We start from the raw sequence: 15,954 nt of genomic DNA, 5'->3' as shown, positions 1-15,954 counted from the left end.
GCGCGCGAGGCGGGCATAATCGCGCCATGGCCAAAACGATCGGCATGGTCGGCTTCGATGCCGATGACACTCTGTGGCGCAGTCAGGACTACTTTGACGCGGCCCAGGAGGAATTCGAGCGCATCCTGGGAGCCTGGACGGACCTGGAGCGCAGCGGCGCACGCGACCGCCTGTACCAGGTCGAGAGCGGCAACATCGGCGTGTTCGGCTACGGCGTCAAAGGCATGGTGCTGTCGATGCTGGAGGCCGCCATCGAGCTTTCCGAGGCGCGCATCAGTGCGGCCGACCTGGAGCGCATCCTCGGCCTGGGCAAGGAGCTGCTGCGCCACCCGGTCGAGCTGCTGCCCGGGATCGCCGAGGCGGTCGAGGCGATCGCCCGCGAGCACCCGGTGGTGATGATCACCAAGGGCGACCTGTTCCACCAGGAGGCCAAGGTCCGTGACTGCGGCATGGCCGACCTGTTCGGCCGCATCGAGATCGTCAGCGAGAAGGACCCGGCAACCTACCGCCGGCTGCTCGACGAGTTCGGGCTGCCCGCGTCCCGCTTCCTGATGATCGGCAACTCGCTGCGCTCCGACGTGCTTCCGGTGCTCGAGCTGGGCGGCTGGGGCATCCATGTGCCCTACCACTCGACCTGGGTGCATGAGCGCGCCGCGCCGGTGGCAGAGGGCGAGCGGCGTTTTCGTCAGGTCAACGACGCCGCCGAGCTGCCGTCGGCCGTCGCCGAGGTAGTCGCGGCCGCGCGGCAGGCGGATTAGCGCGTCCTTCATGCGGACAGTTCTGAACGCCGATTTCGCGGCGTGAGGGATGTTGGAAATCCGTTCAGTAACGGGCCGGCATGGTCGGACTAGGGCCGGAACGCCGGCGTAACCAAGGAGTAGTCCACATGTCGCATCTTTCCCGCTGGCTCGCCCCGCTTGTTCTCGCAGCCGGTTTCGGCACCATCGCGCTGGCGCCGACCGCCGCGCGCGCGGACAGTGGCGATGACCTGGTACGCGTGCTGGTCGACGTGGCCGATGTGGTGCTGCGCGGCGACCAGCCGTACTACCGCAATGGCAATTACGGTTACAACGACCGCCTGATCCTGGTCCGCGATGATCGCGGCAACCGGCGCTACTACCGCAACGTTCCACGCCGCGCCTACGTCAACAATTACGGTCGTTCGAACTATGGCAGCTCGTCGCGCTACCGCGGCCACGGCGACCGCGAAGTGAAGTGCAACAAGCACGGCAAGTGCAAGGTCAAGACCCAGACCACGTACTACGATCCGCGCTACGACCGCGACCGTCGCGGCAAGCGCCACCACCGCTGGGACGACTGAGCCTGCCAGGGGCCGCCGGGCCTCACCTCCCGGCAATGCGTGCATCCATTAGTCTGGCGGCATCCCCCTTCAGGAGATCGGTCATGCCCAGTCCACAACGTCACACCCGTCTGGCTCCGCTGCTTTTCGCCACCCTGCTGGCCGCTGCAACGTTCCCTGTCGCCGCCGCGGACAACGCCGATTGCGAGCTGCGCTTCAACCTGTCCGGCTGGTCGGCGTTCTACAAGACCGGCTCGGGCACCGGCACGGTGACCTGCGACAGCGGTGCGTCGATGGCGGTGAAGATCCGCACCAAGGGCGGCGGCATCACCTTTGGCAAGACGCGCATTACCGATGGGCGCGGCGAATTTTCCGGCATCAGCAACATCAATGACGTGCTCGGCACCTACGTGACGGCCGAGGCCCACGCCGGTGCCGGTAAATCCGCCAAGGCGCAGGTCATGACCAAGGGCGATGTGTCCCTGGCACTGGCCGGCAAGGGCGAGGGTTGGGACCTGGGCGTGGCCTTTGGCAAGTTCGTGATTTCGCGCTGATCAGGTCCGTTTGCACGACGCACGACCGCCCTGCCTGAACGGCTCCGGCCGAGGCCAGGCGGAGTTCGGCAGGGGTTCACCCCCGGAATCCGAACATGGTCATCGGCCGCTGATCATCCGCGGCGTCGCCATCGAGGTAGCCCATGTCTGTCCAGATCCCCATCGCCGGCAAGTTGCGCACACGCGTGTTCGCGCTCGCGGCCGCGGTTGCCACGCTGGCGGGTGCTGGCGCGGCCAACGCCCAGGATTTCCGCTTCGACTGGAATCCGCGCAGCGGCGATCCGTGGGTGGACAGCCAGCTGGAGGACGTCAACCGCTACGGCGCGCGCTACCGCCAGTCCTTCATCGACGAGATGGTGCGCTACTACGGCGCGCCCCGGAACCTGGTCGAGACCCTGCTGGAAGACGAGCGCTGGGCGCCGGGGGACATCTACTACGCCTGTGCGGCCGCGGACGTGCTCGGCCGCCCGTGCCGCCATGTGGTGGAGCTGTGGCAGCGCGACCACGAACAGGGCTGGAGCGCGGTCGCCGAACAACTCGGAATTACGCCCGGTTCGGCCCGGTTCGACCGCATCAAGCGCGGTTTCGTGCCGACCTACGATCGCTGGGGGCGCCCCATCCAGATCGACGAGGACCTCACGCGTCACTACCCCAAGCGGGCCAGCGCCGCCAGGTAGGCCCGGATCCGCTTGGCGTTGGTGCCGGCGTCGCTCTTGCCGACGCGGGAAACCGAGCGCACATCGATCCGGCTGCCGCCGCCTTCGGCCTTCACCCGGATCACGACATCGTCGGTGAAGCCGAACCACAGGGTCGTGTCGCTGGCCTCAATGCGCCCGCTTGCCGGATCGCTGGCGACGATGTCCCAGCCCATTTTCCTTGCCGCCTCCAGCGCTTGTTCGAACGCCTGCGCTGGCGGTAGCGCGCTCGTGTACGGCCGCAGTTCCGGGTAGGCGGCCCGCTGCTGCTGGGCGATTTCCGCGCCGCCGTATTCAGCCGGATTGGCTGCATCGGCGCGCAGGGGAAGGATGTCCACGAACTGCGGCGGTCGCGCTGTATCGGTGCTGATGTCGTGGATCGGCGGCACCTGCCTGGCAGCGCGCATCGCGTTCCAGGGCACGAACGCAACGCCAAGGCCGATGAGCAGCGCTGCCGCCAGCGCCATTCCTCCCGCACGGCGGACCGAGGGCGCCAGCAACAGCAGCACTGCCGCAGCCGCCGCCCCGAGGCCGATGTAGGCCGCCCAGCGCATCAAACCGAAACCGGTGCGGAAGTCCCACAGGCCCATCCTGGTGCCCGGCCCGGCGATCAGCAGCACGAGCGCGGCCAGCAGCGCGACGACGAGGACCAGGTGGGGAAGGCGCATGCAGGACTCCATTCGGATGGACGACGCGGTGGAGTCGCCTCTCGGACTCCGACCTTAGCCTGCCTTGCCCCAGATTTCCTCCAGCCGCCGATCGCGGCCACAGCTGTAGCGGTAGTACTTGTAGCGCACCGGATTCTTCCGGTAGTAGTCCTGATGGGTGTCCTCGGCCGGATAGAACCTCGCCGCCGGTTCGATCCGCGTCGCGATGGTCTGCTGGCCGAAGCGCGGGTCTGCCTGCAATGCCTTCCTGCTGGCCTCGGCCAGGCGGCGCTGCTCATCGTTGACCGGGAAGATCGCGCTGCGGTACTGGGCGCCGACGTCGCAGAACTGCCGATCCACGGCGACCGGATCGATGTTGCGCCAGAAGACCTGGAGCAACTTGGGGTAATCGACCCGGCTCGGGTCGTAGGTGATCTTCACCGCCTCGGCGTGGCCGGTACGCCCGGCGGACACCTGCTCGTAGGTCGGGTTGGCCACGCTCCCGCCGATGTAGCCCGATTGGGTGGACACCACGCCGGGCAGCGCGTCATAGGGCGGCTCCATGCACCAGAAGCAGCCGCCGGCGAAGATTGCGGTCTCGGTCGCCGGTGGGGCTGCGGCTGGCGGCGCGGGTATGTTCGTGGTGGTGGCCTGCGCGGAGGTTGGCGGGCTCGCGCGCGACGCGTCAGCGCCTGCGACGGCCGACCGGGCGGACGCGGTCGCAACGCCTGGGCCGGCGTTCGCGCCGGCACTCGCGCGCGCGTCGGTGGCGGGCTGGGCGCACGCGGCCAGCAGCAACAAGGCGGCCAGACACCCGGGCCACGCGAGGCGGCGTCGCGAGGCGGCGGAAAAAAACGGGGACGCAGTCATGTTCAGCCCCTCAAGGCCGGAAGTGGTTCGGAGCCGGGCACGAAGCGCAGCGCCAGGCCGTTGTTGCACCAGCGCTTGCCCAGCGGAGGCGGGCCGTCGTTGAACACGTGGCCCTGATGGCCGCCGCAACGGGCGCAGTGGTATTCGGTGCGAGGAATCAGCATCACGAAGTCGCGCTTGGTCTGCATGCTGCCGGCGATCGGCTGGGTGAAGCTGGGCCAGCCGGTGCCGCTCTCGTACTTGTGCGCGCTTTCGAACAGCGGCAGGTAGCAGGCGGCGCACACGAACGTGCCGTCGCGCTTTTCCTCATTCAGCGGGCTGCTTCCGGCGCGCTCCGTTTCGCTTTCAAAAAGTACCCTGAACGCCGCGGGGCTGACCATGTCGCGCCAGAACGCCGGCGCGTGCGCCAACGAGGTGACCGCCGCGGTGCCGGCCGGGCTGCCGGCGCGGCCGCGCGGGAACAGGCTGGAAGCAACGGCAATGCGGCAAAAGCAGCGAGGCCCTGCAATACGGTGCGTCGATTCATGGAGGTCTCCGGTTGCGTTGCCGACCTGACGGACTCGAGCATCCGCTTTATCGAGTCGCACGTGGACGCTTCATACTGGGCGTCGTGGGATGGCCGGCGGGTGAACGCGTCCGGCAAGCCCGATCATCACAACTCCGGAGGCAGGATGGACGACCGCGCGTTCCAGCGACGGTGGGGCTGGCTCGTTTTGCTGCTCGCCATCTCGGCGCTGCTGTGGGCCTGGCAAGCGGGGCTGGCCGACCTGCTGACCCTGGAGCAGCTCAAGGCCCGGCAAGCCGGCCTGGGCGAATGGGTCGGGCAGAACCGCTGGCTGGCGGCGGGCACGTTCTTCCTGGTTTATGTCGCGGTCGCCGCCACATCCGTGCCTGGCGCGGCCGTGCTGACCATTGCCGCCGGCGCGCTGTTCGGGCTGCTGGAAGGCACGGTGCTGGTCTCCTTTGCCAGCAGTATCGGCGCCAGCCTGGCGTTTCTGGTGGCCCGGTTTGCCCTGCGCGAGCGCCTGCGGGCGCGCTACGGCGAGCGGCTGAAGAAGATCGACGCCGGCATCGCGGTTGACGGCTGGCGCTACCTCCTGACCCTGCGCCTGGTACCGGTGTTCCCGTTCTTCCTGGTCAACCTGCTGGCCGGCCTGACCGCGCTGCCGCTGCGCACGTTCTACTGGGTCAGTCAGCTGGGCATGCTGCCGGCGACCGTGGTGTACGTGTACGCCGGCACCCAACTCGCGCGGATTGATTCGCTGGCCGGTGTACTTTCGCCTGGCCTGCTGCTCGCGCTGTTGTTGCTGGGCGCACTGCCGCTGCTGGCCAAGGGATTCACCGCGTGGCTGGCGGCGCGCCGGGTCTACCGCGGCCACCGGAAGCCGCGGCGGTTCGACTACAACGTGCTGGTGATCGGGGCGGGGTCGGCGGGTCTGGTCTCGGCCTACATCGCCGCCACGGTGAAGGCGCGGGTCGGGCTGGTGGAAAAAGACGCCATGGGCGGCGACTGCCTGAACACCGGCTGCGTACCGTCCAAGGCCCTGCTGCGCACCGCGCGCCTGCTGGCAGAGGCAGGTGACAGCCAGCGCTATGGCGTGCGCGCGATGTCCGCGGAGTTCGATTTCGCCGACGCGATGGAGCGGGTGCAGCAGGTGATCGCACGGATCGCACCGCACGATTCGGTCGAGCGATACACCGGTCTCGGCGTGGAGGTCATCACCGGCGCGGCGAGGGTGCTGAGCCCGTGGGAGGTCGAGGTCGACGGGCAGCGCCTGAGTGCGCGCAGCCTGATCATCGCCACCGGTGCACGTCCCCTGGTGCCGCCGATTCCCGGGCTGGACGGCGCGCACTACCTGACCAGTGACAAGCTGTGGGGCCTGCGCGAACTGCCGAAACGGCTGCTCGTGCTCGGCGGCGGGCCGATCGGTTGCGAGCTGGCGCAGGCCTTCGCGCGCTTCGGCAGCGAGGTGACCGTGGTGGAGATGGCGCAGCGCCTGCTGGGACGCGAGGATGCCGACGCCGCCGAGGCGGTCGCGCGGCAACTGCAGCGGGACGGCGTGCATCTGGCCACCGGCCACAAGGCGTCGCGGGTCCAGGGCAGCGGCGCGGGCGGACGGCTGGTGTGTGACCACGACGGCGCCGAGGTGGTCTTCGAATACGACGCCCTGCTGGTGGCGCTGGGCCGCAGCGCCAACGTGGAAGGCTTCGGACTGGAGGAGCTGGGCGTGCGCATCAACGAGCGCAAGACCATCGATGCCGACCCGATGCTGCGCACCAATTTCCCCAACATCCTGGTCTGCGGCGATGTTACCGGTCCCTACCAGTTCACCCACGTCGCCTCGCATCAGGCCTGGTACGCGACGGTGAACGCGCTGCTGGCCCCGTGGTGGTCGTTCAAGGTCGACTACCGGGTCATTCCCTGGGCCACATTTACCGATCCGGAAGTGGCGCGCGTGGGCCTGTCCGAGGATGAGGCCCGCGAGCAGGAGATCGCGGTCGAAGTCACCCGCTACGCACTGGACGGCCTGGACCGGGCGATCGCCGACGGCGCCGATGCCGGCTTCGTCAAGGTGCTCACCGCGCCGGGCAAGGACCGCATCCTGGGTGCCACGATCGTGGGCGCGCATGCCTCCGAGATGCTGGCCGAATTCGTGCTCGCCATGAAACACGGCATCGGCCTGAACAAGCTGCTGGGGACGATCCACGTCTATCCGACTTTTGCCGAAGCCAACAAACACGTCGCCGGCAACTGGAAGCGCGCCAACGCACCGGCCGGTGTGCTGCGCTGGGCAAAGCGCTACTTCGCCTGGCGGCGGGGCTGAGCGGTGGTTGCGGTTATGGAGCCAGACAGCGCGCTCGCGCCGCTGGCCCGGCTGACCGTCGTGGTCCCGGTGGGTCCCGGGGACCGCCTATCGCCGCGGCTGCGCGAGCAGCTCAGCCGGCTCCCGACCGGTGCGCAGGTGGTTGTGGTGGAATGCGAAGCGGGGCCCTTTTACGAGCGACAGTCTGCGGACGTTCGCGGCATGCCACCCGTGGATGCGCCGACCGGCCCGCAGTGGCAGGTCTTGCACTCACCGGTGGGCCGATCGCTGCAACAAAACGCCGGCGCCGCGGCGGGAGACCGGCAGTGGCTGTGGTTCCTGCATGCCGATGCCGCGCTCGCGCCGGAAACCCTGCCGGCGCTGGCGCGCTTTGTCGCAGAAGGTCGATCGGCGCTGGGCTACTTCGATCTGCGCTTTCTCGGCGACGGTCCCGCGCTGATGCGCCTCAACAGCGCCGGCGTCTGGCTGCGCAGCCGGGTGCTGCGCCTGCCATTCGGCGACCAGGGATTCGTGCTGCCGCGAAGCCTGTTCACTGCGGCGGGCGGGTTCGATCCGGCGACCAACCGTGGCGAGGACCATCAACTGGTCTGGCGCGTGCGTCGCGCCGGCGCGCCGGTTGTCGCCGTCGGCGCGCCGCTCCACACTAGCGCCCGTCGCTATGCCGCGCGTGGCTGGGCCGCAACCACTATGCGGCACGTCGCCGAGACCCTACGCCAGGCGTGGCGCTTCTCGCGCACGGAGCAGCCGCGGTGAGCGGTGCACTGGCGATCTTCGTCAAGACGCCGGGACGATCGGCGCTGAAGACACGCTTGGCCGCCGGCACCGGAACGGCCTACGCGCAGCGGTGGTATGAGCTTGCAGCCGAGGCGGTCGCCTCGGTGGCCGCCCAGGCGCGCGAACAATTTGGACTGACCGTGTACTGGGCGGTGGCCGAAGCCGGCGCAGAAAGTGCGTGGACCGGCCTGCCGACCCTGGCCCAGGGCGATGGCGATCTGGGAACGCGCATGGCGCGCGTGCATTCGGCGCTGGTCGAGCGGCACGGTTTTGCGCTCCTGATCGGCGCGGACGCGCCGCAACTGACGGCGTCGTTGCTCGGTGAGGCGACGCGCTGGTTGGCTGTCGCGGGCGCGACCGAGCCGCGTCTGTCGTTGGGTCCGGCCAGCGATGGCGGCTTCTGGCTGTTCGGCAGCAACAAGGCGGTCCCGCTGCAGGCCTGGACCCGGATCGGCTACAGTCAGGCCGATACCGCGAACCGGTTCCACGAATCCTTGCGGCCATACGGATCCTGGCAAACGCTGGCAACGCTCACCGACGTCGATCGCGCCGGGGACCTGAAGCCTGTGCAACGCGCGCTGGCCGCGCTGGTCTCGCCCACCCGCGAGCAGCGCACACTGGCGCAATGGATGCACGACACCCCTGCGATGCGGGACAGGGACGCGAGCCAATGACGCCCGCGCACGCGCCGATTCGCCGCCGCCCACGCGTGCGCCGCCGGAGCTTGCGTTCCACCGTGCCGGCTGCGCCGCAATGAATCCGAGCGATTGGGTGATGCAGCACGAAGCCGCCCTGCGTCTGGGCAGCTTCGTCGCAGTGCTCGGCGCGCTGGCCATCGCCGAGCGCATCTGGCCCGCGCGCGGCGACGCCCGCCCGGCGCGTCGTCAGCTGGCGAACCTCGGACTGATGCTCATCAACACTGGGCTGCTGCGGCTGGTCTTCCCCGTGCTCGCGGTCGCGGTGGCGATGTCGGTGCACTCACGCGGCGGCGGCTTGTTCGGCCTGATGGGGTTGCCGGCGTGGCTCGAGATCGGGCTGACGGTGCTGGTGATGGACGCCGCGATCTACGCCCAGCACCGATTGCTGCATACCGTCCCGCTGCTGTGGCGGATGCACCGCGTGCACCACACCGACCTGGGCTTCGACGTCACCCTGGGGGTGCGCTTCCACCCGCTGGAGATGGCCTTCTCAATGGGGATCAAGCTGACCCTGGTCTATCTGCTGGGCGCGCCGGCGCTGGGCGTGGTCGCGTTCGAGATACTGCTGGCGGCTGCCAGCCTGTTCACCCACGCCGACTTCGCGTTCCCGCCGCGCATCGAGCCGTGGCTGCGCGCGGCCGTGGTCACCCCCTCGATGCACCGCACCCATCACTCGGTGCTGCGCCACGAGACCGACAGCAACTACGGCTTCCTGCTGTCGGCCTGGGATCGACTCTTTGGCAGCTACACGCCACGCCCGCTGCGTCCGGAGCGTGAGATGCCGATCGGCCTGAGGCAATGGCGTACGCCTGACGAGCTTGGGCTGCCCGCGCTGCTGCTGCAGCCGTTCCGCGCCGCGCCGGTGGCCGGACCAGCGCCGGCTCGCTTCGCCGACAAGGAAACCCCCGATGCATGACACCTGGCCGCTGCTGCGCGACAGCGATTTCCCGCGCATCACGCGTGGCCGGCTGCAGACCCTGCAGCTCAACCTGGGCTATCTGTGCAACCTCAGCTGCATCCATTGCCACGTCGCCGCCGGCCCGCGCCGGACCGAGCTGATGGACCGGCCGACGATGGAGCTCGCGCTGCAGGTGGCCGCCCGCCACGGTGTGGGCACGCTTGACGTGACCGGCGGCTCGCCGGAGATGAATCCGCACTTCCGCTGGCTGGTCGAGCAGGCCCGCGATGCCGGCCTGCATGTCATGGACCGGCTCAACCCGACCATCATGGAAGAGCCTGGCTACGACTGGGTGGGCGAATTCCTGGCCCGCCACAGCGTGGAGGCGATCGCCTCGCTGCCCTGTCACAGCGAGCAGAATGTCACCGAGCAGCGCGGCAAAGGCGTGTTCGAGGCCTCCATCCGCGCGCTGCGGACCCTCAACACGCTGGGCTACGGGCAGCCCGGCAGTGGGCTGGTCCTGAACCTCGTCTACAACCCCAACGGTGCGTTCCTGCCGCCCCCGCAGGCGCAGCTGCAGGCCGACTACCGGCGCCTGATGCAGGACGACTTCGGCATCGTGTTCAACCGGCTCTACACGATGGCAAACATGCCGATCCAGCGCTACGGCTCGTGGCTGGTGTCCAAGGGCGAGTTCGCCCCCTACATGGCGACCCTGAAGCAGGCGCACCGCACGGAAAACCTGGCCGGGGTGATGTGCCGCTCGCTGATCAGCGTCGACTACCTGGGCCATGTCTACGACTGCGATTTCAACCAGATGCTGGACCTGCCGCTGGGCGCGCGCGAACCCTCCGCCAGCGATGCACCCCGGCCGCACCTGCGCGACCTGCTCGGCGGTCCGGTGACCCGCGCGATCGCCACAGCGCAACACTGCTACGGCTGCACGGCGGGGCAGGGCTCCAGCTGCGGCGGCGCACTGGTGTAGGCGTCCGGCCGGGCAGGGCGATCAACCCGGCGTCCGGTCAGCGGCCCGCCGGCGCATGTCGCCCGCTCGCACCCGCTCAGTCGCCGCCGCTGCGCACCTGGGCGTGGCTGAGCAGGGCGAAGATCAGGCTGCCGCCGACCACGTTGCCGGCCAAGGTGGGCAGGGCGAAGCGCAGCGCGGCGTCCGCAAACGAGGACTCGCCGGCGAACACCATGTACATCGCCTCCGCCGAACCGACCACGATATGGGTGAATCCGCCGATCGCGATCAGGTAGGTGCAGATCAGGATGATCGCGACGCGTGCGCGCTCGGTGGCCGCCATCATCCAGACCATCATCGCGATGATCCATCCGGCCAGGATGCCCTTGGTGAACATCTCCAGCGCACTGTTCTCCATCAGCTCGTGCCCGATCGCGACGAAGGCGGCCTGCCCGGTGGCATCGAACTGCTGCATGTGCAGCAGGCCGAAGGCAAACACGGTCGCCCCGACCAGGTTGCCCGCCAGCACCACCGACCACAGTCGCAGCAGGCGACCGAAATTGTGTGCGCTGGGCTTGGTCATCAGCGGCAGCACGGCGGTGAGCACGTTCTCGGTGAACAGCTGCTGGCGGGCCACGATCACCGCGAGGAAGCCGAACGTGTAGCCCATCGAGTCGATCAGGAACGCCCCTGGCAGCCCCTCCATGTGCCGGTGCAGCACGCCGCGGGCGAGGAAGGAGAACCCCATCGTCAGCCCGGCGGCAAACGCCGACCAGGCCAGCGTGGCGATGTTGCGCTTGAGCTCCTCCTGGCCGGCGCGGCGGATGATCTCGTGCAGCAGCGCCGCGCGCGGCGCACCGCGCTCCTCGACGTCGCGCCGTTCCTCGTCCGAGAGCGAGAAGCCGCTGTCGGACTCCTCCTTCAGGGTTTCCTCGACCTCGGCTTCGTCACGCGCCTCGGCCGCCTCGTCGTCGCGCTTGCGCGCGTCCTTGTCGATCTCGTCGGGCATGGGTCACCTGGTGCTGGCGCAGTGGCTGCGCCGGACGTTTATCGCACAGGTGGCTGTGACGCCGATGCATCCCCTGGCGCCCCCGTCGCATGCACGGATGCAATACGACAAGGGCAGGCGGGCTCGGATCATCTATGCAGGATCACCCGCTCAGGATCAGTCGCCCAGCGTCAGCAGCGAGGCGTTGCCACCCGACGCCGTGGTGTTGATGGTGACGGTCTTCTCGGTGGTGAAGCGGGTCATGTACTGCGGTCCGCCGGCCTTGGGGCCGGTGCCCGACAGTCCCTGCCCGCCGAAGGGCTGCACGCCGACCACCGCACCGATCTGGTTGCGATTGACGTAGCAGTTGCCAACGCGCGCGCGCGCCGCGATCCGCTCCACCGTGGCATCGATGCGCGAGTGCACGCCCAAGGTCAGGCCGTAGCCGGTGGAGTTGATCGCGTCGATCACCCCGTCCAGGTCGTCGGCCTTCCAGCGCAGCACGTGCAGCACCGGCCCGAACACTTCCTTCTTCAACTGGTCGAGCGAGCGCAGCTCGTAGGCGCGCGGCGCGAAGAAGGTGCCGTGCGCAGTGTCCTCGTCCAGCTGCACGACCGCGATCGGGGTGGCTTCGCGGTCCATGCGGTCGGCGTGTTTCTGCAGCATCTCCAGCGCGTCGTTGTCGATCACCGGGCCCACGTCGGTGGACAGCAGGCCGGGGTCCCCGACTTTCAGCTCGGCCATCGCGCCGGCGAGCATCGTCACCACCTTGTCGGCGATGTCCTCCTGCACGAACAACACCCGCGCCGCCGAGCAGCGCTGGCCCGCCGAGGTGAAGGCCGAGTTCATCGCGTCCTGCACCAGCTGCTCGGGCAACGCGGAGGAGTCGGCGATCAGCGCGTTCTGGCCTCCGGTCTCGGCGATCAGGGTGCCGATCGCGCCGTCGCGTGCGGCCAGCGCGCGGTTGATCGCGTTGGCGGTCTCGTTGGATCCGGTGAAGGCGACGCCGGCGATGCGGCGGTCGCCGGTCAATGCCGCGCCCACGGTGGCGCCCTCGCCGGGCACGAACTGCAGCACGTCCTCCGGAATGCCGGCCTCGTGCATCAGGCGCGTGGCGGCATAGCCGATCAGGTTGGTCTGCTCGGCCGGCTTGGCGATCACGGTATTGCCCGAGGCGAGTGCAGCGGCCGCCTGGCCCAGGTAGATCGCCAGCGGGAAGTTCCACGGGCTGATGCACACGAACACGCCGCGGCCGCCGTGTTCCAGCGTGTTGGACTCGCCGGTCGGGCCGGGCAGCGGTTCGGGCTCGAACATGATCCGCGCCTGGCTGGCGTAATAGCGCAGGAAGTCGACCGCCTCGCGGACCTCACCGACGCCGTCGGCAATCGACTTGCCCGCCTCGCGTGTGCACATCGCGATGAACTCGCCCATGCGCGACTCCAGCATGTCGGCGGCGCGCTCCAGGATCGCCGCGCGGTCCGCCGCCGGGGTCAGGTTCCACCTGGGGAACGCGGCCACCGCGTTGCTGAGCGCTTTCTCGACCACCTCGGTGCTCGCCGGCAGCCAGTGGCCGACCACCTGCCGTCGATCGGCCGGATTGGTCACCGCGCGGGCGTCGCCCAACGGGGTGGCGCCCGGCACCAGCGGCGCGGCGCGCCATTCCTGGGCCGCGGCGTGGTTGACCTGCTCGGCCAGCTCGCGCAGCCGGTCATCGTCGGCAAGATTGACGCCCATCGAATTGCTCCTGTCGCAATACTTCAGTGAATCGGCGTAACTACGGAAGACATCCACCGGCAGCGGGATGCGCGGGTGGGGGATGCTGTCGAACGCGGCCACCGCCTGCAGCGGATCGCGCACCAGGTCGGCAACGGGCACGCTCTCGTCGGTGATGCTGTTGACGAAGCTGGAGTTGGCGCCGTTCTCCAGCAGCCGGCGGACCAGGTAGGGCAGCAGATCCTCGTGGCTGCCGACCGGCGCGTAGACCCGGCACGGCACGTCCAGGCGGTCGGCGGGGATCACCTCGGCATACAGGTCATCGCCCATGCCGTGCAGCTTCTGGAACTCGAACTCGACGCGCTGGCCGTCGCGGTTGGCCATCGCGTGCACGGCGGCGATGGTCTGCGCGTTGTGGGTGGCGAACATCGGGTAGATCGCATCGGCCGCCGCCAGCATGCGCCGTGCGTTGGCCAGATAGGACACGTCGGTGTTGGGCTTGCGGGTGAACACCGGATAGCCGGGGTAGCCGTCGACCTGGGCACGCTTGATCTCGCTGTCCCAGTAGGCGCCCTTGACCAGCCGGACCGGGATCCGGCGGCCGGTGCGGCGGGCCAGGTCGGCGATGAAGTCGATCACTTCCGGCGCGCGCTTCTGGTACGCCTGGATCGCCAGCCCGCAACCGTTCCAGCCCTCCAGGGAAGCGTCGGTATAGGCCGCGGCAAACACGTCCAGCGACAGCTCCAGGCGGTCGGCTTCCTCGGCGTCGACGGTGAAGCCGATGCCATGGCGCCGCGCCAGCTGGGCCAGCTCGAGCACGCGCGGGGTCAGCTCGGCGAGCACGCGCCTGCGCTGGGCGTGCTGGTAGCGCGGGTGCAGCGCCGACAACTTGACCGAGATGCTCGGCGTGGCGAACACGTCGCTGCCGACGTAGCTGGCGCTGCTGCCGATGGCCGTGATCGCGTCACGGTAGGACTGCAGGTAGCGCGCCGCGTCGGCGGCGGTCAGCGCGGCTTCGCCGAGCATGTCGTAGGAGTAGCGGTAGTGGGCGTTGTCGCCCTTCCTTGCCCGCGCCAGGGCCTCGCCGATGGTGCGGCCCATGACGAACTGGTGGCCCATGATCCGCATCGCCTGGCGCACGGCCAGGCGGATCACCGGCTCGCCGAGCCGGCCCACCAGCCGCGAGAACGCGCCGTGCACGTCGCGCTTGGTGCCATCGGCGAGGTCGACCAGCCGCCCGGTCAGCATCAGTCCCCAGGTCGATGCGTTGACCAGCACCGAATCGGACTGGCCGACGTGGCGCTTCCAGTCGGCATCGCCGAGCTTGTCGCGGATCAGCTTGTCCGTGGTGATCGGATCGGGAATGCGCAGCAGGGCCTCGGCCACGCACATCAGCAGCACGCCTTCCTCGCTGCCCAGGTCGTACTGGCGCATGAAGGCCTCGATGGCGCCCTGTTCGGATGCGCGCGCGCGCACGCGACGGACCAGGTCGGCGGCCATCGCCTGCACCGCGGCCTGTTCGGCCGGCGGCAGGGTGGCCTGCTCGGCCAACTGGCGCACGTGGCTGGCCTCGTCGCGCGACCACGCCGCGGCCAGCGCGGCGCGGGAACCAGAACCGGCGGGGGGCAACTCGGGACTGATCAACGGCGCAGGCGGCGTCGACAGGCCGGGGAAAGGGGATGGGATGGTCATCGATACCGCTCAGGCAGGGCGACGGAAAGCCGCCAGGAAATGGCAGGCGCATAGTCTAGGGGCAAACCCTGCCCGATGCCTTGCACAGTGGGGCTTTCAGGCCGTCCGGGCGGCACCGGCCACGGGCGGTTCAGCTGGGCGTCGACGCGCGTTCAGCGGGCAGACGGCTCGCCGGCGATGATCCGGATCAAGGACACTGCGGCGTGACTCTGGCAGGGGATCGCTTGCCGCGATCCATCCGCGGGGATACCCTTCTGCGGACTATCCGTAGCGTCTGCATCGACGTGACGGGCCCCGGGCGGGCTCGCCGGCACCCTTCGACCACCCGCGGCACTCCGGCGCGGACCTCGCAGTGGCTACCCGCGGAGCGGAACAGCATCACCACCTGACTAACAAGCGGATCTTGGGGCTCGAATTGATGAAAGCCGGTCGTTTCACGCAAACCGCCATGGCGCTCGCCGCAATGGCGACTCCGATGTTGGCGTTCGCCCAGAGCGCGGACCCCGTGCGCTGGCAGCTCAACATGGGCCGCGGCGTCACGCCGCTGTCCAACAACGCCTATGACGCGCACATGCTGGCCCTGTGGATCTGCCTGGGCATCGGCGTGGCGGTGTTCATCGCCATGGGCATCGCGATGTTCCGCTTCCGCAAGTCGCGCGGGGCGGTCGCCGACACCAAGTTCGTCCACAACACCCGCCTGGAGATCGTCTGGACCCTGATTCCGGTGATCCTGCTGGTGGCGATGGCCGCGCCGGCGACCACCAAGCTGGTGAAGATGTACGACCACCGCGATTCGGAGATGACGGTCAAGGTGACCGGTTACCAGTGGATGTGGGAATACGAGTACCTGGGCGAGGACGTCAGCTTCGTCAGCCGGCTGGACCGCGAGCACGACCGCATCCGCCAGAGCGGCATCGTGCCCGGCCATGACGAGCATCCGACCTACCTGCTGGAAGTCGACAACGAGCTGGTGCTGCCGGTCGACACCAAGGTCCGCTTCGTGATCACCGCCGACGACGTGATCCACTCCTGGTGGGTGCCGGCGCTGGGCTGGAAGCAGGACGCCGTACCGGGAATCATCAACGAGGCCTGGGCCGACATCGACACCCCGGGCATCTACCGCGGCCAGTGCGCGGAGCTGTGCGGCAAGGACCACGGCTTCATGCCGATCGTGGTGCGCGCGGTGCCCAAGGAAGAGTTCCAGCAGTGGCTGGCCGCCAGGAAGGCCGGCGCGGATGTCGCGACCGCGGTCCCGCAGAGCGCCCGGCCCAGCACTGAATCCCCCACCCAAACCGACCCCGCGGCTGCAGTCGCGGTCGCCCGCTGATCGCCATGC

At 69.0% G+C, this 15,954-nt stretch carries 15 protein-coding genes; 10 read left to right on the top strand and 5 right to left on the bottom strand.

Features of this window, described 5'->3' with window-relative positions; all coding sequences use genetic code 11:
• Positions 1 to 26 precede the first annotated feature (26 nt).
• From INQ41_RS11900 to INQ41_RS11885, 4 genes are all read left to right on the top strand, one after another.
• On the top strand, positions 27 to 758 hold the full coding sequence (locus INQ41_RS11900) for an HAD family hydrolase (protein ID WP_228076604.1): 732 nt from the start codon (positions 27 to 29) through the stop codon (positions 756 to 758).
• A 128-nt stretch (positions 759 to 886) separates the two neighbouring features.
• On the top strand, positions 887 to 1,321 hold the full coding sequence (locus tag INQ41_RS11895) for a hypothetical protein (RefSeq protein ID WP_193984744.1): 435 nt from the start codon (positions 887 to 889) through the stop codon (positions 1,319 to 1,321).
• An 83-nt stretch (positions 1,322 to 1,404) separates the two neighbouring features.
• Entirely contained in the window at positions 1,405 to 1,854 is a 450-nt protein-coding gene (locus tag INQ41_RS11890) for a hypothetical protein (RefSeq protein ID WP_193984742.1), read from the top strand.
• A gap of 143 nt (positions 1,855 to 1,997) precedes the next feature.
• Positions 1,998 to 2,531 carry a hypothetical protein gene (locus INQ41_RS11885; RefSeq protein WP_193984740.1) on the top strand — a complete coding sequence of 178 codons (534 nt, stop codon included), beginning with the start codon at positions 1,998 to 2,000 and terminating at the stop codon, positions 2,529 to 2,531.
• Here the strand turns inward: INQ41_RS11885 and INQ41_RS11880 are convergent.
• From INQ41_RS11880 to msrB, 3 genes are all read right to left on the bottom strand, one after another.
• Positions 2,501 to 3,217, bottom strand: a complete 717-nt coding sequence (locus INQ41_RS11880; RefSeq protein ID WP_193984738.1) for a DUF1499 domain-containing protein — start codon at positions 3,215 to 3,217, stop codon at positions 2,501 to 2,503. The two genes, INQ41_RS11885 and INQ41_RS11880, sit on opposite strands and share 31 nt — an antisense overlap.
• 54 nt (positions 3,218 to 3,271) lie before the next feature.
• Positions 3,272 to 3,760, bottom strand: a complete 489-nt coding sequence (gene msrA / locus INQ41_RS13305; RefSeq protein WP_248285351.1) for a peptide-methionine (S)-S-oxide reductase MsrA — start codon at positions 3,758 to 3,760, stop codon at positions 3,272 to 3,274.
• 308 nt (positions 3,761 to 4,068) lie between these two features.
• The gene (msrB, locus tag INQ41_RS13390) at positions 4,069 to 4,653 is read right to left on the bottom strand and encodes a peptide-methionine (R)-S-oxide reductase MsrB (RefSeq protein ID WP_343224925.1); all 585 of its coding nucleotides are present in this window, start codon (positions 4,651 to 4,653) and stop codon (positions 4,069 to 4,071) included.
• On the opposite strand from msrB, the gene INQ41_RS11860 reads away from it, so the two are divergent.
• From INQ41_RS11860 to arsS, 5 genes are all read left to right on the top strand, one after another.
• On the top strand, positions 4,654 to 6,891 hold the full coding sequence (locus INQ41_RS11860) for an FAD-dependent oxidoreductase (RefSeq protein WP_228076815.1): 2,238 nt from the start codon (positions 4,654 to 4,656) through the stop codon (positions 6,889 to 6,891).
• Positions 6,892 to 6,906: 15 nt separating this feature from the next.
• Positions 6,907 to 7,644: a glycosyltransferase gene (locus INQ41_RS11855; protein WP_193984731.1), complete on the top strand. Its 738-nt coding sequence runs from the start codon at positions 6,907 to 6,909 to the stop codon at positions 7,642 to 7,644.
• Positions 7,611 to 8,339: a TIGR04282 family arsenosugar biosynthesis glycosyltransferase gene (locus INQ41_RS11850; protein WP_193984729.1), complete on the top strand. Its 729-nt coding sequence runs from the start codon at positions 7,611 to 7,613 to the stop codon at positions 8,337 to 8,339. The genes INQ41_RS11855 and INQ41_RS11850 overlap by 34 nt, the downstream gene beginning before the upstream one ends.
• 79 nt (positions 8,340 to 8,418) lie before the next feature.
• The gene (locus INQ41_RS11845; protein ID WP_228076603.1) at positions 8,419 to 9,279 is read left to right on the top strand and encodes a sterol desaturase family protein; all 861 of its coding nucleotides are present in this window, start codon (positions 8,419 to 8,421) and stop codon (positions 9,277 to 9,279) included.
• Positions 9,272 to 10,246, top strand: a complete 975-nt coding sequence (gene arsS, locus INQ41_RS11840) for an arsenosugar biosynthesis radical SAM (seleno)protein ArsS (protein ID WP_193984727.1) — start codon at positions 9,272 to 9,274, stop codon at positions 10,244 to 10,246. Before INQ41_RS11845 ends, arsS begins: the two co-directional genes overlap by 8 nt.
• Positions 10,247 to 10,322: 76 nt before the next feature.
• Here the strand turns inward: arsS and INQ41_RS11835 are convergent, their stop codons facing one another.
• On the bottom strand, positions 10,323 to 11,234 hold the full coding sequence (locus tag INQ41_RS11835; protein ID WP_193984725.1) for a formate/nitrite transporter family protein: 912 nt from the start codon (positions 11,232 to 11,234) through the stop codon (positions 10,323 to 10,325).
• Between the two features lie 156 nt (positions 11,235 to 11,390).
• Positions 11,391 to 14,618, bottom strand: coding sequence for a bifunctional proline dehydrogenase/L-glutamate gamma-semialdehyde dehydrogenase PutA (putA, locus tag INQ41_RS11830; protein WP_193984724.1), 3,228 nt, complete (start codon positions 14,616 to 14,618; stop codon positions 11,391 to 11,393).
• 448 nt (positions 14,619 to 15,066) lie between these two features.
• On the opposite strand from putA, the gene coxB reads away from it, so the two are divergent.
• Positions 15,067 to 15,945, top strand: coding sequence for a cytochrome c oxidase subunit II (coxB, locus tag INQ41_RS11825; protein ID WP_193984722.1), 879 nt, complete (start codon positions 15,067 to 15,069; stop codon positions 15,943 to 15,945).
• Positions 15,946 to 15,954 lie beyond the last annotated feature (9 nt).

It is taken from the genome of Lysobacter ciconiae (assembly GCF_015209725.1).
Classification (GTDB): Bacteria; Pseudomonadota; Gammaproteobacteria; order Xanthomonadales; family Xanthomonadaceae; genus Novilysobacter; species Novilysobacter ciconiae.
Note: the sequence above shows the minus strand (reverse complement) of the source record. Positions and strands in the feature narration are given on the sequence as shown.

Excerpts from the sequence above, each read along its gene's own strand:
- arsS (WP_193984727.1), top strand. The coding sequence starts at position 9,272 with ATGCATGACACCTGGCCGCTGCTGCGCGACAGCGATTTCCCGCGCATC.
- msrA (WP_248285351.1), bottom strand. The coding sequence starts at position 3,760 with ATGGAGCCGCCCTATGACGCGCTGCCCGGCGTGGTGTCCACCCAATCG.
- putA (WP_193984724.1), bottom strand. The coding sequence starts at position 14,618 with ATGACCATCCCATCCCCTTTCCCCGGCCTGTCGACGCCGCCTGCGCCG.
- INQ41_RS11845 (WP_228076603.1), top strand. The coding sequence starts at position 8,419 with ATGAATCCGAGCGATTGGGTGATGCAGCACGAAGCCGCCCTGCGTCTG.
- INQ41_RS11900 (WP_228076604.1), top strand. The coding sequence starts at position 27 with ATGGCCAAAACGATCGGCATGGTCGGCTTCGATGCCGATGACACTCTG.
- INQ41_RS11880 (WP_193984738.1), bottom strand. The coding sequence starts at position 3,217 with ATGCGCCTTCCCCACCTGGTCCTCGTCGTCGCGCTGCTGGCCGCGCTC.
- INQ41_RS11855 (WP_193984731.1), top strand. The coding sequence starts at position 6,907 with ATGGAGCCAGACAGCGCGCTCGCGCCGCTGGCCCGGCTGACCGTCGTG.
- INQ41_RS11890 (WP_193984742.1), top strand. The coding sequence starts at position 1,405 with ATGCCCAGTCCACAACGTCACACCCGTCTGGCTCCGCTGCTTTTCGCC.
- INQ41_RS11895 (WP_193984744.1), top strand. The coding sequence starts at position 887 with ATGTCGCATCTTTCCCGCTGGCTCGCCCCGCTTGTTCTCGCAGCCGGT.
- coxB (WP_193984722.1), top strand. The coding sequence starts at position 15,067 with ATGGCGCTCGCCGCAATGGCGACTCCGATGTTGGCGTTCGCCCAGAGC.
- INQ41_RS11835 (WP_193984725.1), bottom strand. The coding sequence starts at position 11,234 with ATGCCCGACGAGATCGACAAGGACGCGCGCAAGCGCGACGACGAGGCG.
- INQ41_RS11885 (WP_193984740.1), top strand. The coding sequence starts at position 1,998 with ATGTCTGTCCAGATCCCCATCGCCGGCAAGTTGCGCACACGCGTGTTC.